The 19860-nt window shown below is 37.4% G+C and carries 14 protein-coding genes and 4 pseudogenes; 4 read left to right on the top strand and 14 right to left on the bottom strand.

What is annotated here, in order from left to right; genetic code table 11:
• Nucleotides 1–23: 23 nt before the first annotated feature.
• From AC3ANV_RS14530 to AC3ANV_RS14575, 10 genes and pseudogenes are all read right to left on the bottom strand, one after another.
• Nucleotides 24–467: an ABA4-like family protein gene (locus tag AC3ANV_RS14530; protein WP_488309466.1), complete on the bottom strand. Its 444-nt coding sequence runs from the start codon at nucleotides 465–467 to the stop codon at nucleotides 24–26.
• Nucleotides 468–499: 32 nt separating this feature from the next.
• The gene (locus AC3ANV_RS14535; protein WP_488309467.1) at nucleotides 500–1393 is read right to left on the bottom strand and encodes a hypothetical protein; all 894 of its coding nucleotides are present in this window, start codon (nucleotides 1391–1393) and stop codon (nucleotides 500–502) included.
• Nucleotides 1394–1524: 131 nt separating this feature from the next.
• The gene (locus AC3ANV_RS14540; RefSeq protein WP_488309468.1) at nucleotides 1525–2037 is read right to left on the bottom strand and encodes a TetR/AcrR family transcriptional regulator; all 513 of its coding nucleotides are present in this window, start codon (nucleotides 2035–2037) and stop codon (nucleotides 1525–1527) included.
• A gap of 670 nt (nucleotides 2038–2707) precedes the next feature.
• A pseudogene (locus AC3ANV_RS14545) lies at nucleotides 2708–4665 on the bottom strand (fructose-1,6-bisphosphatase).
• Between the two features lie 90 nt (nucleotides 4666–4755).
• A pseudogene (locus AC3ANV_RS14550) lies at nucleotides 4756–4869 on the bottom strand (recombinase family protein); the annotation flags it as partial.
• A 153-nt stretch (nucleotides 4870–5022) separates the two neighbouring features.
• Nucleotides 5023–5274 (bottom strand): hypothetical protein, encoded by a 252-nt coding sequence (locus tag AC3ANV_RS14555; protein ID WP_488314228.1) that lies wholly within the window; start codon nucleotides 5272–5274, stop codon nucleotides 5023–5025.
• Nucleotides 5275–5623: 349 nt separating this feature from the next.
• Nucleotides 5624–6160, bottom strand: coding sequence for a DinB family protein (locus AC3ANV_RS14560; RefSeq protein ID WP_488309469.1), 537 nt, complete (start codon nucleotides 6158–6160; stop codon nucleotides 5624–5626).
• 1246 nt (nucleotides 6161–7406) lie between these two features.
• Nucleotides 7407–7922, bottom strand: coding sequence for a group II intron maturase-specific domain-containing protein (locus AC3ANV_RS14565; RefSeq protein WP_488309470.1), 516 nt, complete (start codon nucleotides 7920–7922; stop codon nucleotides 7407–7409).
• A gap of 291 nt (nucleotides 7923–8213) precedes the next feature.
• Nucleotides 8214–9290, bottom strand: a complete 1077-nt coding sequence (gene ltrA / locus AC3ANV_RS14570) for a group II intron reverse transcriptase/maturase (RefSeq protein WP_488309471.1) — start codon at nucleotides 9288–9290, stop codon at nucleotides 8214–8216.
• A 552-nt stretch (nucleotides 9291–9842) separates the two neighbouring features.
• Nucleotides 9843–10598 carry a reverse transcriptase domain-containing protein gene (locus AC3ANV_RS14575; protein ID WP_488309472.1) on the bottom strand — a complete coding sequence of 252 codons (756 nt, stop codon included), beginning with the start codon at nucleotides 10596–10598 and terminating at the stop codon, nucleotides 9843–9845.
• Nucleotides 10599–11383: 785 nt separating this feature from the next.
• Here AC3ANV_RS14575 and AC3ANV_RS14580 point away from each other — a divergent pair.
• Nucleotides 11384–12606: pseudogene (locus AC3ANV_RS14580) on the top strand (IS110 family RNA-guided transposase).
• Nucleotides 12607–12748: 142 nt separating this feature from the next.
• Here AC3ANV_RS14580 and AC3ANV_RS14585 read toward each other — a convergent pair.
• Nucleotides 12749–13030: a hypothetical protein gene (locus AC3ANV_RS14585; protein ID WP_488309473.1), complete on the bottom strand. Its 282-nt coding sequence runs from the start codon at nucleotides 13028–13030 to the stop codon at nucleotides 12749–12751.
• Between the two features lie 127 nt (nucleotides 13031–13157).
• Nucleotides 13158–13367: a hypothetical protein gene (locus tag AC3ANV_RS14590; protein WP_488309474.1), complete on the bottom strand. Its 210-nt coding sequence runs from the start codon at nucleotides 13365–13367 to the stop codon at nucleotides 13158–13160.
• Between the two features lie 689 nt (nucleotides 13368–14056).
• On the opposite strand from AC3ANV_RS14590, the gene AC3ANV_RS14595 reads away from it, so the two are divergent.
• Entirely contained in the window at nucleotides 14057–14683 is a 627-nt protein-coding gene (locus AC3ANV_RS14595; RefSeq protein WP_488309475.1) for a YARHG domain-containing protein, read from the top strand.
• A 427-nt stretch (nucleotides 14684–15110) separates the two neighbouring features.
• Here the strand turns inward: AC3ANV_RS14595 and AC3ANV_RS14600 are convergent, their stop codons facing one another.
• Together AC3ANV_RS14600 and AC3ANV_RS14605 are read right to left on the bottom strand one after the other, a co-directional pair.
• On the bottom strand, nucleotides 15111–16073 hold the full coding sequence (locus AC3ANV_RS14600) for a proline dehydrogenase family protein (protein ID WP_488309476.1): 963 nt from the start codon (nucleotides 16071–16073) through the stop codon (nucleotides 15111–15113).
• Nucleotides 16074–16285: 212 nt separating this feature from the next.
• Nucleotides 16286–16546 (bottom strand): hypothetical protein, encoded by a 261-nt coding sequence (locus AC3ANV_RS14605; RefSeq protein ID WP_488309477.1) that lies wholly within the window; start codon nucleotides 16544–16546, stop codon nucleotides 16286–16288.
• Nucleotides 16547–16962: 416 nt separating this feature from the next.
• Between AC3ANV_RS14605 and AC3ANV_RS14610 the strand changes: the two genes are divergently transcribed.
• Nucleotides 16963–18186: an IS110 family RNA-guided transposase gene (locus tag AC3ANV_RS14610; RefSeq protein ID WP_488309478.1), complete on the top strand. Its 1224-nt coding sequence runs from the start codon at nucleotides 16963–16965 to the stop codon at nucleotides 18184–18186.
• Between the two features lie 395 nt (nucleotides 18187–18581).
• A pseudogene (locus AC3ANV_RS14615) lies at nucleotides 18582–19791 on the top strand (IS110 family RNA-guided transposase).
• Nucleotides 19792–19860: the final 69 nt, after the last annotated feature.

Genomic DNA, 19860 nt, shown 5'->3' on the forward strand with positions numbered 1-19860 from the left:
ATAGTGTGGCTTTCGCGACTGGTCTAGACATGAAAAATCTTCTTCTCTTTTTTCAGTATTTTTCGCAGTATTAGATAACATAAAAATCCAAGAGGGCCGAACATTACGATAAGGAATAAGATAATTGATTGGACCGGAATGGGTAAATATCGGTGTTCCATGTTATCTTTAAAAACATAATGGCCGATAGTCTGATCGAAACAAAGTATATGAAGCCAGACAAGTATATCGAAGTTCGGTTGGGACAACAATTTAGTGACACCTTCAACAGAACCAAAATTATGAACGAATCCAAAGCCAGATCCTGCAATCGTTATGATTATTCCAATAACATAAAGTGCGGCAAGATAGATAGGAAAAACAGCTATATTCGCTAGAAATCGTGTAACTCGCCACTTCGGAACCACTATTAAGACAAGCCAAAATGGCATAACTATGCTTGCAAGAGAAAATAACTTTTCATACATCTTTAAAATCCCCTCCTTAATAAGATAATTGGTTAGTCACTATGCGATGATGTATCGAGAATCACCGTCTTCGGCCAAAAAAGATTAAATACAGCTGTAACAACTGATGCAAACCAGATAAACAGCATAATGCCAGAAAGGATAGGAAGTGCTGTCCATTCAAAAACGGAACGTCCTAAGACTGTTTGTACACTAATCATCAGGATAGAAATAGTCCAAGCTAAACTCCCAAAATGGATGAGCCGTCTCGCTTGCTTGTTTTCAATACGTGCCTTCTCGGATAACCATCCTAACAACGGTAATGCCTGCAAAGCATGAAAACTAAGACCATGAAGAACAATTAGGTTTCCTGAATCCCCTGTATATCGACTTCGCAGAGCGATCATCCATAATCCAGAGGCAAAGGCAAACATGATGGATAGAAATGCATACCGGATGCCTAGAACTACAAGCGGACGTTCATTCGTCTGTCTTTTGCGATAAAACGAGATGCCAATCAGCACAACTACAATGATGATTAATAGCGAATCAAGCCCGAATAATGCACCAGCAATTGAATCGGCTATGTTAGAACCAGCTTTTGAAAATCGTGGATTAATCCCGCGAAATTGCTGAATTGTTTCGATTGCATAGGCATAGAGTATTGCAGGGATAAAAAACCAACGAGCAGCAGCACGTTTGCGTAGACTTAGACCCGATATTGGTAAAATGGCTGCTATGGACAAAAGAAACAATGCGATTGCTGCGTCAAAGGAAAACGCACGATCTAATTTTCCTTCTGGTAAAACCACATTCCCAAATATTCCGATATAAAGAGCAACCCCAATTGCAAGCACAAACCCGAGTAAACTAATCATTACGAGCAGCTTTTCTCCTCTAAATAGCTTCAAATCCGAATTGTCAACCTTTCCATTACTCGCTTTCATCAATAAATCATTCCTTTCTCTCGTTTTTAAGTGGAACTAGACAACGAATTTTATTTATCAATAAATAAATAAAATTAGAATAAAAGAGGCAGCTTTTCTACTGCCTTGTTTCGTTTTCATAGTTTGAATGGTTACTTTGATTTAAAACAGATTAATTGTGGTAAATCTAAAACTTCTGAGACAGTAATTAAGAGACCTGTTCCGATAAATTGTGAAGCTGCTTCTTCAGCGTTCAAAATTCCTGCTGATTTAAACTTCACGACAATAGCTTCATATATGATTTGAAACTGCTCTCTCACATAATCCCGAATCACTGGTTCAGAAATGGCATGAGCTTGCATGACCATAATAATCTCATCTCTATGGACTTCCATGATTTGAATAAAAGCGTGTCCCATCGTCTCCATTAATCGATCAGGAGGTGCTTCAACTTGGGTGAAGGTTTCATATATTCGATTCATTGCCCTGTCATTAACTGCTTTAAAAAGTTCTTCTTTATTTTTAAAAAAGTGAAACACATACGGTTGTGTAACTCCTACGGCTTTAGCCACCATAGCTGTAGTTGTTTTATAATATCCAAGTTCCGCAAATAGTCCTACGGCTTTATCGATGATTTGTTCTTTGCGATCTTCACGGCCAGCCAATACTTCCCTCTCCTTATTATTTATTGATAAATAAATAATAGATCAATATGGAAAAAGAATCAAGAGTTATTTGTTTTATGAATCAATGTCATATAAACAGATAGCTAACTAAAGCAATCACCTTATTGGTAGTTTCTGAGTTAAGCAATTATTTTGTTCTGTGTCTACTTCTTGTGTGGTTGGTAAATGGTTAATTTATTCAACTATTTGGCCCGATTGCGGAACAAAAATAAAAGAGCTTTCTTCAGCTTTTCTGACGTTCAATAAAAGTCGCCCCATAAACGTCCGTTTATGGGCATTACCATAACTTAATTAGCAAGCATCCTATTCATGATAATTGGCAGTACCAAAACTCATTCCCTAAAACAAAGTAATAATTTTACTACCAATCATCGTTTTTAGTACTAAATATAAGGAGCAGACAAGGTAGATCCAGAGCAGGATAGGAATTTTATGTAAATGATCTGACGGACTACAGCAGCAACCCTGTGATTGGGCCTAAAAGAAACTCTTCACCAAATAAAAAAGAAGACCATCAATAAAATGATCTTCTTACTAAAGTAAGTTTAACATTGAGATTGCATTTACTTTCCGCATTCAGTATTCGCAACTGCTTAACCATGATTTGAACAAGGTCATGGCATTAAGCATTTATGTTTAAATAGAGTCTTTAATCATTAGATTGTAATGATTGGTCTAAACTCATATAACGATATTCCATCAGACTTTTTAAAACAGATATTTGCTGTAATAAACGCTCTCCCTCATTAGTTTCTAGAACCATTTTTCTCTCGAGTTCTTTATCCACCAATCTCTTTACTGATAAAACATCTGACCCTTTTAGTAGAACATCTTCTTTTGAATTAAACTTTTCATGGGCGACAAGTTGCATACCGTAGGAATTATATAATAAAGTGTATCCAGCAATACCAGTTGTTGATTGATAAGCCTTGGAAAATCCTCCATCAATAACAATCATCTTTCCGTTTGCTTTAATTGGATTCTCTCCTTTAATTTCTTAACGGGCGTATGACCATTTATGATATGACCTTCATCAGGATTAAGATTAAATTCTGCTAAAATTTTACGGCAGATTTCCTCTTTTTCACGTAAATGGTAGTATGGGTTTTTACTCTCCTTATGGGTTTCTTTGTCCTTAATGAAATACCTTTCAAAGGTCGTCATTGCTCTTTTCCCAAATAATGATGAATATTCTCCTGTCCATAAATACCAGACTATATCTGTCGCGAGATCATCTGTCTCTTCAGGATGTGCAAAAGCATGTCGTAAATAATGTTCAAAAATATCAAGTAAATCACGACCTGCATAGGTATGATTTTCAATAACCATTTTTTCCATATTTCCTTTTTCATCAACTGGAATGCAGCCATGTATTAATAAGTTCCCATTATATTTCAAATAAAGACTGCCTTTCTTCATAAGAAAATTCATATGTCTGGCCAACTTTTCCGAATGCTGGACAAAAAACAATAGTCTGTCCATAACTTGCTCTTCTTCCTCTAATAATTCACCAGGTTGTTCTGGATTAATGGTTGCAAAGCAAGTATTTTCTAGTGGGTAAGTTTTCCCATTAATTGTTATTTCGTTTTTGTCATAATTAATTTTCTCAAGCAAAAGCCTTTCTGACATATTAAAATACGGGCGTCTCTTTATGATCGGCATTTCAAGCTTAAACTGAATCATTGCAATCGCTTGATGCATTTTTGTAATTTGTAAAAGTTCATGATCAGATTGTTTTTTATCCGAATGGTTCTTGGGTCTAAATGCTGGATTGTCCTCATAGTACTTATCCGCAAGATTAAGAAGTGGTATAAGATTTATTCCATACACATCTTCAATAATATTTAAATTGTTGTATCGAGCACAGATACGAATAATATTAGCTAGACAAACCTTTGATCCAGCAAAGGCACCGATCCATAGGACATCATGATTTCCCCATTGAATATCAACAGAATGATAATTAATTAGAGTATCCATAATTTTATCAGGTTCAGGTCCACGATCATAAATATCACCCACGACATGAAGATGGTCAACAACCAACCTCTGAGTCGTATACGCAAGACCTGTAATGAGCTTATCTGCCTGACCAAGAGAAATAATTTGCTGGACAATTTTTGTATAATATTGTTTCTTATTTGTGGATTCATCCGTTTTGTATAGTAGCTCTTCTATAATATAAACAAACTGTTCAGGCAATGCTTTACGTAATTTTGAGCGTGTATATTTAGAAGAGGCATAAGAAATAAGCTTAATCATATGGTCGGTGATTTTTGTGTACCATTGGTGTAATTCATGTTTATTGCCAAACTTATCTCTAATTAACTTTAATTTTTCTTCAGGATAATAAACTAATATCACAAATTCATTAAGTTCTGTATCAGATAGTTCATCTTGAAAAAGTTCTTTTATTTTCTCTTTTACTCTACCCGAACCATTTCTTAACACATGTTGAAAAGCTTGATACTCCCCGTGTAAATCACTGCCAAAATGCTCTGTCCCTTTTGGCAGATTGAGGATGGCTTCAAGATTAATAATCTTAGTTACCACTTTTTCTTCACTATCATATTTATGAGCCAGTAAATCTAAATATTTTGTGTTCAAATTTATGGTATCTCCTTTTAAATTTCATCATTTATTTTTATCTTGAAGTGTGTGATTAATACTTACATGATAACAGAAAACTTAATCTAATTTCGCTACTGCAATTCCCTCAGCTTGCCTTGTTTTAATTTCTTCACGTTCCTTTTCAGCGAATGCAGTCAATAAAGTAAGTATGATTTTTTGGATAGCTTGCTTCATAATGTCATACTGTTCATGGTTCTGGTGCAAAATCCTCAAACATTATGCAATTAATCTCCATACTGATACTACTACTCTTAAAAAAGGGGCATATTCATGGGATGGAACAAATACGATTGGATATTGTTCCCCTAAGTGTTTCTTTACCTCTTGAAATAGTTACAATCCTTTTTCATTGTATTTTTCCACTATCTTTAATCCATTTTCTTTTAATGAATCGGTTTCTAAATCAATCCAATTACCATATTGCGACACCCATTCCAATAGTTTTTCACGTAATTTATCTGATATTGGGAAATCCTCTATTTCAAGATTCCAGCCACATACATTACACCAAATAGGGTCAGCCATAAAATCCGCTTCTAGTTTAAATAAATTAGTAAATTCGCATTTACAAACATCTTTTAACATCAAAAAGTCAACTCCCGAAAATATTTCTCCAACAAGTTATTCAGTCTAACCTGGTTCTTTAGCTAAAGAAAAAAAGCAGCCGTTTGTTCGTAACGGGTTCGGTTTTAAGGTAGAAAAAATTAAAAAGTAAACTAAAAGGGATGCCAATTCGCATAATAATTGGCATCCTTATTTTTATTGGTATATCAATGATTTAGTTATTTTAGCACATTAAATTGCACGGTAATTTATATAGCAATTCACAGCAGTCTGCTGGCTAGTAGACACTCGCTAATTGATATGTTAAAACCATTGCGAAATTGGTATACTAATGCAATTGAATAAATTTAAGTAAAATTGACTATGACGTTCAATGGTACTGGTCAGTTATGTTTTCATCAATATCCATCATTAATTTTGAGAGTAGTACAATTTGCCCTGCGTGATAACCATAGTGTGCCCCGACCTGTATAAGCAAACGGCTAATTACTCTTACATCATATGTTTCATCTTCCGAAGCGTTAAGTCGATGCATCCTATTCCAATCATTAAGTTCATATCGTATTACTACTTCCCTTTTTAAATCAACTTCTGACAAGTTTGATAATATCAAAGTTGATTCAGCCCGTGTTCTTAGAAGCAAATTTATCAATTCATCTCTGGTCATACCTCCTTCGGTATTAAATTCCCCTTCAGAGCGTTTTCTAATAAATGGTTTATTACCGATTGCACTTGCGAAATTTTGATATTCGTTTCCTGCTAAATGTAAGCAAAGATTCCCGACACTGTTTGTGGATACCTTCAATCTTTTCCAAATCATTTCATCATCGAGATGAGTCAAACTCTTAATGATGCGGTGAAGTTGCTTATCCATATCCTCTAGCACGTTACTTATTAGTTCTAGCATAACTTTACACCTCTTTTCTCTATATTTATTTTATACTATTGAAAAACTCCTTCTTGAACTATCCTGAACCCTTAGTTTAATTGTAAACCTTCACTAACTCCTTAATTTTAGATTAACATAAAATCCCATAAATCATTCGGAAAATTCACGCAAAAAACAAAAAACGCACAGTGAACTAAACTCTGTACGTTTTCGAGTGTGAATTTACTTGGACTTCAATTGCTAATTATGATGCAAAATAGTGTGCGAATTCGGTTTTTCTACTCCAAAACCGAACCCGTTAGTTTGTTCGCAACCACTCTTTAAGTAGTCGAGTAGAATGGAGCCTTTCTACCTTACGGTAGATTGTACTCCACCCCCTCACAGAACCGTGCTTGCACTATTGTCTGGATAGAATTCAGGCGCGCGCACCAATTAAAGTCACGTTTCCTGAAGCCCCCTTGCGATCCCGGACAGTCGGATTTCCCGAGTCCGGTTCTGACCTTGGATTTCTACTAAATGAGCCTTCCCTAATTATCCTAGGATTAAATGGCGACACCCATATTCCCCCATCAATAACAAGGTTTACTACATTATTAGCCAAATTTGGGACAAATAACTGTTATTAATAAGGCTCTGTGTCCTATATCACAATCCCTTGGCATCCAAGTGCCCAGAGGTCCTTTGCTCAACTTTGGTGTTACCATTGTTGAAATATGTTTCTACATATTTAGAAAAGCATTACCTTTTCCTCTTAGCTACTACGACCTCATCCGTCAGCCCTAAATCCTCCTGTCAATTTCGGTGGTACCTTATATGAAGGGTTTTTGCTGGTTGTTGTCGTCCCAGCTGGAAGTAGGACCTTCCCGTCGTTATCTCTGAAAATCTTTCCCTAGATGCTAGAGCCCATATCCCGGCTTCCCCTATAGTGCATATAACCGTTTCTTCCTATAGGGCTTCGGCCTTCCCCAGTGCACCAATGGGTCGGCGAATGCAACATTCCCTTCAACAGCTTCTGAAGGGGGAGCCATTTCGAGACTGCAGTATTCGTTAAATCCTTCTGGCCTCTAGGTTTGCTTGCCGTACTGACTGTTCCTACCTTATATTCTCCGAGTAATATAGGCAGCTACGGCTTTTACGTCCGAGCAGAACGTGATTTGTTACCTCCTCACGCATCGGATATGCTAGTTGTCCGAATCGGTCAATTGACAACAGGAGACTTTCACTCCATAAGATTTTCAGCCTTGACGGCTCCTCCAGTAATCATTCACAGAATGTAGCTGATCTCTTTTCTTAAATCATATATATTAACCTTAACCCTGGGTGAAGGTAGTGGATATTTATTAAGAAAGAGTCTGAATTTATCCCAGGTAAATGATTTCCTTTGACTTCTTCTATTGAGCCATTTAAACAGTAAGTACCCGATTTTGTCTCTAAAGTTGTTTACATTTGGAGTATTATCTGTGATGCAGTAATAGTTGTAGTAACCTATAAGTGAACGTTTGAATCTATCCATAATTATATGAATATCTTTATTTCTATTTTTCTTTAACCATTCTTTGGATTCTTTGAGTTTACCTTGGACTTTCTTCCTGCTTGATTTCCGTTTTACCCGAAAGTTTTCTTGTTTACTTTTCCCACAATAGTGTGTAAAACCAAGGAAATCAAAGGTTTCAGGTTTACTATTCCCCTTCTGTTTTGCACCTTTATCCGCAAATTTTCCAAAGGAAATAATTTTCGTTTTATCTTCAGCTATTTCTAAGTTAAACTTCTTCAGTCTCAATTTTAATGATTGAAAGAAATCTAGAGCCTCACTCTTATACTGAAAACAACAAACAAGGCAAGTAGACCACTGGAACCTCCCCAGTAGCCCCTCTCAGAACCGGACGTGAACCTCTCAGCTCATCCGGCTCCCATTATTCAGCCGTAGGCTTAATACCCATTTCCCAATGTTTAAAGAGCTTGGGATTCTGATTTGCAATTCTACCTAAGAAATATTCTGCTCTTTTCTTATGACGAGCCAACCTTTTGTATTTCTTCCTCGCCCACATTATTAAGGCTTTGTTAATATGCCTTACATTTCGGATTTGTAGAACTTGCCATAGAAGTTAATCCAGCCTATGATTTTTGAGTTAAACATATTTGATAGGTCCGTAAGGTCCTTTTCCGCTTTCAGCTGAAGTTTCCAGTCCCTTACTTTTTGCCGAATTGATTTCTTTGCTTTGTTACTAATGGCGGGTGTAAAGTTTACAAAATGTTTTCCCCATCTGTTCTTTGACAGCCTTGGTCTGAACGTGTATCCTAGAAAATCAAATGCGATGTTTTCATGCTTCTCTTTCCTATCTGCATCCTGACAGTATACAATTCTTGTTTTTGTTGGATGTAGTTCAAGTTTACAGTCGTTCATTCTCTTGTTTAGAGATTTAAGCAGACCCTCTGCTTCAACTTCTGTCTTGCAATGGATGACTGCGTCATCTGCATATCTTGCGAACGGATTGTTTGGGTGTTTAATAGACATCCATTTATCAAATGTGTAATGTAGAAATACATTTGCCAAAACTGGACTTATGACCCCACCTTGCGGTGTACCAGATGTACGTTCCTTTATTCCATCTTTCATTTGAAAAGGTGCCTTCAACCATCTCTTGATGTATAACTTTACCCAATTAATTTGAGTATGCTTTTCAACTGCTCTCATTAGTAAGTCATGATCAATATTATCGAATAAGCCTTTAATATCGAACTCAAGAACCCAATTATATCTCCAACATCTTTTACGAGTAATCTCTATTGCTTGGATGGCACTTTTCTTAGGTCTATATCCATAAGAATCTTCATGAAAGAAGGGTTCTACTGATGGCTCGAAGTACAATTTCACAACCATCTGTGCAATTCTATCCGTTACTGTCGGGATTCCTAGTGTTCTAGTACCCCCAGCTTTCTTTGGTATATCCACTGCCTTAACTGCTGGTGGAAAATAACTTCCTGATGACATCCTATTCCATAGCTTATAGAGATTATCCTTTAGGTTCATTTCGAATTCCGCTATTGACTCTTCATCAATTCCTGCTGACCCCTTATTTGCTTTTACTCTAAGAAAGGCTTCATAGACTGCCTTTTTAGATATATGATACGGCTTTGTTTTATTCATGAGTTCCTCCCACTTTAATGGTTGACCTGTAAATAAAACTGAATAACATAACCCCTTTGCTCCATCTCCGTTAGGAGGTTTCATAGCTACTACGAGTTATTCCGCCCCTATACATGGCATTGGTACTCTGATTCTTGTGGGGCTTCCACTTGAAATCTCTCCCTTGGCATCCATGTCGTAGGTTCCCACGTTCCACACCCAAGCCTACATTAAGTTCACGCCGCCTTTATACCGGTCACCGAACGGACAGTTAACAGGTTTCCTCCGAACTTATCCTGAGTTAACGACTCCCTCTCAGTTTTGATGACACCTCTACGCTTTCGATACTTCTTCAGCGGTTCAATGGTTTTCGTCTCCTTAATATGTACCTGACAGAGTATCGCTCTGCCTTTTCCCTAACGCTCAATACCATAGCTTTTGACTATAGCACCTTAGGGTGGTTTGCAATCTCTACCTGTATAGCGATTGCGAGAGGCCTACTCTCATCTTGAGTGCAGCACAGCTTACTGGATGTGCCTTCAGGCACACTTCGCTTGCTTTCGTGGCACACAATCATCTGCGTATCTCACTATATATGCTTGTCCTTTGCACTGTTTTCTGACCCTTTTTCTCAAACCAAAGGTCGAGGACATAATGCAGATATACATTGGCTAATATCGGAGATATTACTCCACCTTGCGGTGTCCCAGTATCTGTTTTGTACTTCTTACCTTCCTCCATATATCCACCTTTAAGAAACCTACCAATTATTCTTAATAAGTTAGGGTCAGCGATTCGCAGGTTTAAGAACTTCATCATCCATAAGTGGTCAACGTTGTCAAAGAAACCCTTAATATCTACATCTACTACATAATTTACTGACCTCTTTTCAATATAATAGTTCAGTATTTTCAGAGCATCGTGGCAGTTACGATTTGGACGGAATCCAAAAGAGCAGTCTAGAAAATCATTTTCATAGACAGTATTTAATATCTTTGTAATGCCTCTTTGAACAATCTTATCTTCGTGTTCCGGTATTCCCAGTGGTCTTTTCTTGTTTGAATTGAGCTTTGGAATATACATTCTCCTTACTGGAACAGGGCGATAACTTTTGCTTTTAAGCCTACTTACTAAATCTTCTATATTCTCTTTTAGATTTTCACTGTATTGTTCTTTAGTTGTACCGTTAATCCCAGTTGCCTTCTTATTGGGTAGCTCAATATGACTTTGAGCGAGTGAATGCTCATTTAGTAAATGTGCAAGAGATGTAAATTTCATTTTAGGGTCAGCTTTTGCTAATTCTGCTATCCTTAGTAGTTTTGTTTCCATTTATTATTCCTACCTCTGTGTGTAGTAAATGTGTCCCCTAATAAGGGTGATCACTGGTAGCAGCCTTTCCTCCATCGGCATTACCCAACTTCATTGGTACTACGCTGCTATCCGACTCCCTACATCGGCATTTGGTTTCCTTGCTTTGTATCGCTTGTAGACCATACTCTTCTAAAAAAAAAAGAAAAGACCGGTAGGGTCTCCCGAGTTGCCGTATCATATCAATGTGTAACGTGCCAAGGTCTCTGACTCCAGAGAGGTTTTACCCTTCTTGCCAATTACGAAAGATAAAATGTTGCTTTCTGCTGTGCTTAAAGCATCAGCCCTCTCGAATTACTAACCTTATGGAGCTCAATCCCTTCAACCATTTGGCTTTCGGCCCGCAACCTATCTGTCTACGCTTAAAGACTAAAGTTACCTATAGTCCTCCAAGACTCGCTACGAGTGAATGGCTAGTTCTTTCTCGGCGGGAATCCCACCCGCTATATGATACGACCTATGCTCGGCCGCACAAGCACCCGTTAGCCATCCATGAAGCGCAAAAACCCAGCGCTTCACCACAGAGAATGAAAATGGGTTGGAACCGTCAATACTGATTCTACGGCTGGGAGAGGAAGGTCGATCAACTATGGTGCGTTAGAGCCCATCCGTTAGTCTGACTCCACCGACCACGGTGCACCACTGACTGTCGCTCCCTTACGGGAAGCACACATGGTAGATTAATCCTATTCTGGTTGCTGCACCAGCCTCTAATTATAACGATTGCCGTAGAAAGGATGATTTCAATGGATGTAGTCATTGAAAGAGCATGCGGTATGGATGTCCATAAGGACAATATTACTGCCTGTATTATGACACCAGAAGAAAGGAGATTCAAACGTTTTCTACAAAGACTGTTTTTCTATTACAGTTGGTCGACTGGATTAAACAGCATAATTGTACCCATGTTGCCATGGAAAGTACGAGTGTATATTGGAAGCCAATTGTTAATTTGCTTGAGGCTGAAGATATTGAGTTTTTGGTTGTGAATGCTCAACACATGAAGACAGTTCCAGGACGCAAAACGGATGTAAAGGATGCAGAATGGATTGCCAAGCTTCTTCGGCACGGGCTGCTCAAAGCAAGTTATATTCCAGATAGAAATCAACGTGAACTGCGTGAGCTAGTTCGCTATCGTCGAAGTATAATCGAAGAGCGAGCCAGGCAACATAACCGAATCCAAAAGGTGTTAGAAGGAACGAACATTAAATTGGGATCTGTTGTTTCAGATGTTTTGGGTGTTTCGGCTCGGGATATGCTTGATGCCATTGCCGATGGTGAGGAGGATCCTGAAAAACTAGCAAACTTTGCCCGGCGCACTATGAAAAAGAAGAAAGAAGAACTGGAACTTGCCCTAAAAGGCTATATCAATTCACATCAACGCCTCATGTTAAAAACTATTTTAGGTCATATTGATTTTTTGACTGAGCAAATCGAGATGCTTGATAAGGAAGTTGCGGACAGAGTCAGCTCTCATCAAGAAGATGTATCACGATTGGATTCGATTCCTGGTATAGCGACCAGAATGGCTGAGCAAATCCTATCTGAAATTGGAACTGATGTGAAGAAACAATTCCCCACTGCAGCTCATATGTGTTCCTGGGCAGGATTGGTTCCTGGGCAAAATGAAAGTGCTGGAAAAAGAAAATCAGCCAAAACTAAAAAAGGAAATAAGTATTTAAGATCGGCGTTAACTGAAGCAGCTCATTCAGTAAGAGGATCCAAAAACTATCTCGGTGCACTGTATAGGCGTACAGCATCCCGAAAGGGTAAGAAACGTGCTGGTATTGTAGTCGCTCACGCAATGTTACGTATCTCTTATTATCTATTAACCCGAAAAGAAATGTATGTAGACTTAGGTGAAGACTACTTTGATAAGCAGAGACAACAATCAATTGTTCGGCATTCACTAAGACGACTCGAAAGTTTAGGATACATCGCTACGCTGGAAGAACCTAAAGCCTCTTAATCCAGTTCACTTAATTACCATAGATCAATGAAATTGGCGCTCTCCCCCTTTTTTAAAAAACGAATGAGCTGCGTCTTCTTTAGTATTGCCATTTTCCAAAAGTTACAGAAGTTTATTTTCAGGATAGTTGAACAAGGTCTACTTATTTTTTTCTTTTATCCATATATTTTTGGATAAAATAAAGAACTAAAACAGATGTAGCAACTAATACAACAAAGCCAATAATATTGATTGTGAAACCGTGTCTATGAAAAGTTATAGCATTTAAAATATTAGTATTAAACAGGTAACCAATAAAATAGTAAACACCGATGATTACAATTAAAACAAGTATTTTTAACCACTTATTATTTTTAGAAAACATAACATAAATTAGAATTACGATTATTCCGATAAAGGGAAAAATCCATTCAAATAAATCCATAACTGTTTTCACATCCAAATACTTATTTTTTACCAGCCATATTAAACTATGCTGCCCGTTTGTTCAATAAGAAGTTAAATAAAAAGTGCGTTAATCCTAATTGGATCAACGCACCCGTTATATACATTTAGCGTGACGCTTTTGGCGGTTGGCACACGTCACATTTACGTTGGTTATTATTTTTAAATTTCGTAAATGTTTTTTCAAAGTTGCTACCACATGCACATTTAAACAGTAACTTTTGAGAAAAACCTTGGTATTCCGTCGTTAGCAACTTACTTTCCGAATTGTTCTCAACAAATTCTTTAATTTTACCAATCGTCCATCGTTTATTCATTCTCTTACACCCCCATTTTTTATCGCTAGTCGGAGGCTTTTCTTGGCATCCGTTCAATTATGAGTAAAATCGTAATTATCCTAAGTTCCTCATTATAACATGAGCAGGTACAAAATTAAACAAATGGAAGGTATCTTATTAAACTAAACTTCGTTAGTTTAAGTATAATCCTTCACAATCTTTAGATCATTAGACCTTTGCGATTTAGCCCTTTTAATACTTAACTCTCTACAAATGACTTAATCCGAAGATATACCGTTATGTTAGGTACCTATATTTCACACACCTTATTAGATATGACTCCTCTTGAAAATAAAAAGCCTTCTGTAAGAAGGCGTTAGTTTGTGATGGTGAATCAAAGGATATACTGTTACCTTTTTCCTGCACTTATTTTTTGGTTTCGAACCTCTTAACTTTCTTATTTATTTACCTTCTAGGTGGCCAAGGTTTAGGTGGTTTTTTGGAGGTGCTGCTGGTCTCTGTTATCAAACTGTTCTTTTCTATTAACTAAACTGTAAACAAGCCATGATATAGTATAGCTGTATCCCTAGTAGAAGACCGGCTCCTTATTAATAGGAAAGCCGGGCTTTTTTAAACGGTCAGACAGAACAGCACCCCTACTGATGACCTTTACTAGATGCCAATTTGAATAGTAAAGGAAAATATCAATAGAAAGAGGAATATGTAAAATGGATTTTTGCACAAATTGTGGTGAAAAGTTAAATGAATCTAGTCGATTCTGTAATAATTGCGATTCAATGGTGGCACTAGCTAAGAAAAACATTACCTCGGCTCCAAAAACGCGCATTGAAAAAAGGAAAGTTCGTTCGAAAACAATAGTATTAAGGAATAAGAGATTAGTGGTAGGGGTTGGATCAATTATTGGTTTGTTGTTCGTTTTAAGTGTTGCTTACTTAATCATTAAAGATTTTAATAAGCATGAACCTAAAACAGATGTAGCTGCTACAAAAACGATGGATCAATCTAAAAATAATATCGATCCAAATAATGGTAAAAATTCAACAGAAAAAAATATCAGGGAAAGTTCAAATCTTTCCTCTTCAGATAATATTTTGCCTGATAGTGATAAGAGGGTTCTGAGTGAAGAAGACATTGCTACTCTTACAAAAGGGCAACTGCATTTAGCTAGAAATGAGATCTACGCACGTCATGGGTATGTATTTAAATCGGCGGATTTGCAAAAATATTTTTCAAGTAAATCATGGTATAATGCAGACCCTTCCTATAATAGCTCTTTAAATGAAGTAGAAAAAGAGAATGTAAAGCTCATAAAGGCGAGAGAGGATCGTCTTTAAAGGGCACCTTTTAATCTTAGGAATCGCAAATCGCGGTTCCGTTTTTGCGTTGGAGATAAGGTCTTTTGTTCAACTATTCTGCCCGTTAGCTTAACAAGAAAAAAGGATCGCCGCAGCAATCCACCGTTCTTTAACTCTTGCACCCGTTAGCCATCCATGAAGCGCAAAATCAGTGCTTCACCACAGAGAATGAAAATGGTAAGGAAGTGTCAATACTGATACTGACCTTAATCCAGTCAACCAATTCATAGACTTATTAATTAACGCTCTCCTCTTTTTTTTTTACGATTGAGCAGGGTCTTCTTAAGTATTGTCATTTTACTAATCTTGAGGAAACTTATTTTCATGGTAGCTGAAGAAGAAAAACGACCCTTCGTTATTGAAGAATCGTACGCTTTAGTTGAATTAGATTTTTCTACATTCTAATTTAGTAAAATTGAGAAGAGTTTCCTTCTCCACGAATCATATCCGTAATTGCAACATAAATGTTTGGTGGATATTCTGCTATTCTATGAGTAAGGTAAAGATACCACTCCAAACCATAAGTTAAATAAACCCGAACAGGCAACCCCTTGTCTTTAAGTTGTTTACAAAGTTCAGGACGAATTCCGTATAACATTTCTGCTTCCACATATGGATTTTGTAAATAACCACGCTCCATAATCTGTTTATAGATAGCTTCATCGTGAGAAGCAATTGAAACCTGATGACCAGCTTTAACACATAAATCCACTAATTCTAAATAACGTTGGTCCAACTCATCTGAGCGAGGGATACAAATATCTGATGGTTCTTGATATGCTCCTTTAACAATACGAATTGCCCCAGAATAATTAAGCAATTCATCAAGGTCATCTAGTGTTCGATGTAGTTGGGCTTGTAGTGTAACCCCAACGTTAGGATATTCGGCAACAACTCTTTTGTATATAGAAAGTATCTGATCCGTTTTAGCCGATTCCTCCATACTAATCATAAGAGAAAGATTATAGGATTGTGCTTCTTTTGCCATTTCTAATAAGTTTTGATAGGCAAGTTCAAAATCAACGGATAAACCTATATGAGATAAATCAAAAGAAATACGAGAACTTATTCCACGATACCCACATTCCTTCATCAACGCTATAAACTCATCTTTAGCACGAACGCACTCCTCTTTGTTTATAGTATTCTCCCCGATAAATTCTAGCGAAATGCGGTAACCCTTATTGATAAGTAAATCACCAATTGATAATCCCTCTTCTCTTGATTCACCTGTTACAAATCTTTTAGCAGCACTTTGAAATAACGGATAAAGTTCAGAAGATTGCTGAATATACTCCTTTATTTCTAAATTGCGAGCAACGGATTTTAAAGCATCTGCAAATTGTTTTTCAATCGATAGAAGTTCCAATCATATCCCTCGTTTCATTTGAATTTCCATAGTAATTATAATCCAAATAATGGTTTCCTAGTAGAATTTTGTACTATAAATTTCAATTCAATTGAACTGCCCCAATAGTTCAATAAGCTTAAAAAAGTCTAGCAGCTATAACTTGAAGTGTTTCAGCAGTTCACTGAAGAACAAAAGAAAATGAGCGACTAAATTAGGCCACTCTTCATTAATCAATTTTTAACCAATGGTTGTAGATCATTTAACCTCACTTTAAAGAAGACTCGATAAACTGTATCATTTCCTTGATAAGTAACTGTATTAGAAACATAGTCTGCCTTGAATAACCTTTGCCGACTGTCTAGAAGATAACAAAATTGATTCATTTCATCTTGAAAAGAATTTAAAATAGAATAAATCATTTCAATATTTTCATACTCCACTTCTCTAAGAACTTCTTGGGTGTAGGCATTACAAAATTGCAAAATGTACAAAAACAGCACCTCCTAAATTAATTACATACAAATCATAACTAATTTAGAAAATGTTGTATTAATATAATTATGAAAAAAAAGTGACATTTTGCAACTCCTCTCTAAAAAATAAAAAGAAGGATTTATGAGATTTTCTTGAACTATCGCACCCGTTAGCCATCCATGAAGCGCAAAAACCCAGCGCTTCACCACAGAGAATGAAAATGGGTTGGAACCGTCAATACTGATTCTACGGCTGGGAGAGGAAGGTCGCTGAACTATGGTGCGTGAGAGCCCATCCTTTAGTCTGACTCCACCGACCACGGTGCACCACTGACTGTCGCTCCCTTACGGGAAGCACACATGGTAGATTAATCCTATTCTGGTTGTTGCACCAGCCTCTAATCATAATGATCGCCGTAGAAAGGATGTTTTCAATGGATGTAGTCATTGAAAGAGCATGCGGTATGGATGTCCATAAGGACAATATTACTGCCTGTATTTTGACACCTGAAGGAAAGGAGATTCAAACGTTCTCTACTAAAACTGTATTTCTATTACAGTTGGTTGACTGGATTAAACATCATAATTGTACCCATGTCGCCATGGAGAGCACGAGTGTTTATTGGAAGCCGATTGTGAATTTACTTGAAGCTGAGGATATTGAGTTTTTAGTTGTGAATGCCCAACATATGAAGGCAGTTCCAGGACGCAAAACGGATGTAAAGGATGCAGAATGGATTGCCAAGCTTCTTCGGCACGGGCTGCTCAAAGCAAGTTATATTCCAGATAGAAATCAACGTGAACTGCGTGAGCTAGTTCGCTATCGTCGAAGTATAATCGAAGAGCGAGCCAGGCAACATAACCGAATCCAAAAGGTGTTAGAAGGAACGAACATTAAATTGGGATCTGTTGTTTCAGATGTTTTGGGTGTTTCGGCTCGGGATATGCTTGATGCCATTGCCGATGGTGAGGAGGATCCTGAAAAACTAGCAAACTTTGCCCGGCGCACTATGAAAAAGAAGAAAGAAGAACTGGAACTCGCCCTAAAAGGCTATATCAATTCACATCAACGCCTTATGTTAAAAACCATTTTAGGTCATATTGATTTTCTGACTGAGCAAATCGAGATGCTGGATAAGGAAGTTTCCGACAGAGTCAGCTCTCATCAAGAAGATGTGGCACGATTGGATTCCATTCCTGGTATAGCAACCAGAATGGCCGAACAAATCCTATCTGAAATTGGGACTGATGTGAAGAAACAATTCCCCACTGCAGCTCATATGTGTTCTTGGGCAGGATTAGTTCCTGGGCAAAATGAAAGTGCTGGAAAAAGAAAATCAGCCAAAACTAAAAAAGGAAATAAGTATTTAAGATCGGGGTTAACCGAAGCAGCTCATTCAGTAAGGGGATTCAAAAACTATCTTGGTGCACTGTATAGGCGTACAGCATCCCGAAAGGGTAAAAAACGTGCTGGAATTGTAGTCGCTCACGCAATGTTACGTATCTCTTATTATCTATTAACCCGAAAAGAAATGTATGTAGACTTAGGTGAAGACTACTTTGATAAGCAGAGACAACAATCAATTGTTCGGCATTCATTAAGACGACTTGAAAGTTTAGGATACATCGTTACGCTGGAAGAACCTAAAGCCTCTTAATCCAGTTCACTTAATTACCATAGATCTATGAAATTGGCGCTCTCCCCTTTTTTAAAAAACGAATGAGCTGCGTCTTCTTTAATATTGCCATTTTCTCAAAGTTACAGAAGTTTATTTTCATGGTAGACTCTCATGCCGCGTTGCGGCACCATCAAATGAATGAAAATGGTTCTTAATCCCGTCTAGTTTTCATTATACCTGTCAATCCTTTTTATAGGCTGGCGAAGGAAGGTCGTTCAACTATGGTGCCTCGAGCCCGCATGGTAGACTGATTTTTAACGACCAGGTGCACCACAAATTGTCGCTCCCTCACGGGAAGCACGCAGGATAGATTAATCTTATATGGTTGTTGCACCAGCCTTAATTTACTTCAGCCCGTAGGAAGGAAAATAAAAATGGATGTTGTTAATGAACGGTGTTGTGGATTAGATATTCACAAAAAGAACATTACGGCTTGTGCCATTACTTCAAAAGGAAAGGAAATTCAAACATTTGGTACGATGACGCACGATCTGATTAAATTAATAGATTGGATTAAAAGTAAATCTTGTTCTCACGCTGCTATGGAAAGTACCGGTGTTTATTGGAAACTAATACAACCTTCTTGAATTAGAAGACATTCAACCATTGGTTGTCAACGCCGCTCACATCAAGGCTGTCCCAGGACGCAAAACCGATGTTAAAGATGCTGAATGGATCGAAAAATTTCTTCGTCACGGTCTTCTTCTACACAGTTATATTCCAAATCGAGATCAAAGAGAATTACTAGAACTTGTTCGATTCCGTCGAAGTCTTATTGAAGAAAGATCAAGAGAAATAAGTAGAATGCAGAAAGTGTTGGTAGGTGCTAATATCAAACTTTCCTCTGTTGCAACAGACATTATGGGTGTGTCCGGACGATCAATGATTGAGGGACTCATCAATGGAATCCATGATCCACAAGTATTAGCTAGAATGGCAAAAAGAAGCATGAAAAAGAAAAAGGATGATTTGGAACGTGCCTTATTCGGATCCCTCGGACTTCATCAAAAGATGATGTTAAAAACTCAGCTTTCACATATCGACTTTTTGGATCAACAAATCATAATGTTAAGTGAAGAAGTCTAGCAACGTATGCAACCTTATGAAGAAGATATTGAACTACTTGATTCTATTCCTGGAATAGGTCGAGGTCACGCTGAACAGCTCATGGCTGAGATTGGTATTGGCATAGATATTTCAAAGCAATTTCCTTCAGCTCCTCATTTATGTTCATGGGCTGGAATGGTTCCAGGTAACAATGAAAGTGCTGGAAAAACGAGAAAAGGAAATAAAAAATTACGAGCAGCACTTGTTGAAGCAGCACATTCAGCTGCAAGGACAAAAAATACCTATCTTTCATCCCAATACCAACGTTTATCAGCAAGAGTTGGGAAAAAACGGGCAGCAGTTGCGGTTGGACATACCATTTTAACCATTGCTTATCACATGTTAAACAAAAGAGTTCCATATATTGAGTTGGGAGCGGATTACTTCGACAGACGAAAGAAAGAAATCGTGATTAAACAATCAATAAGGCGATTAGAGACTCTTGGCTGTAAGGTTACAATTGAAGCTATTGCGTAATTATAGTTGAAAAATATAGTTAGTTACCCCATCCAGATCTTTTAAAAAAATTGGATTTTACTGGGGTCT

Source organism: Neobacillus sp. DFD-2R, assembly GCF_057747865.1.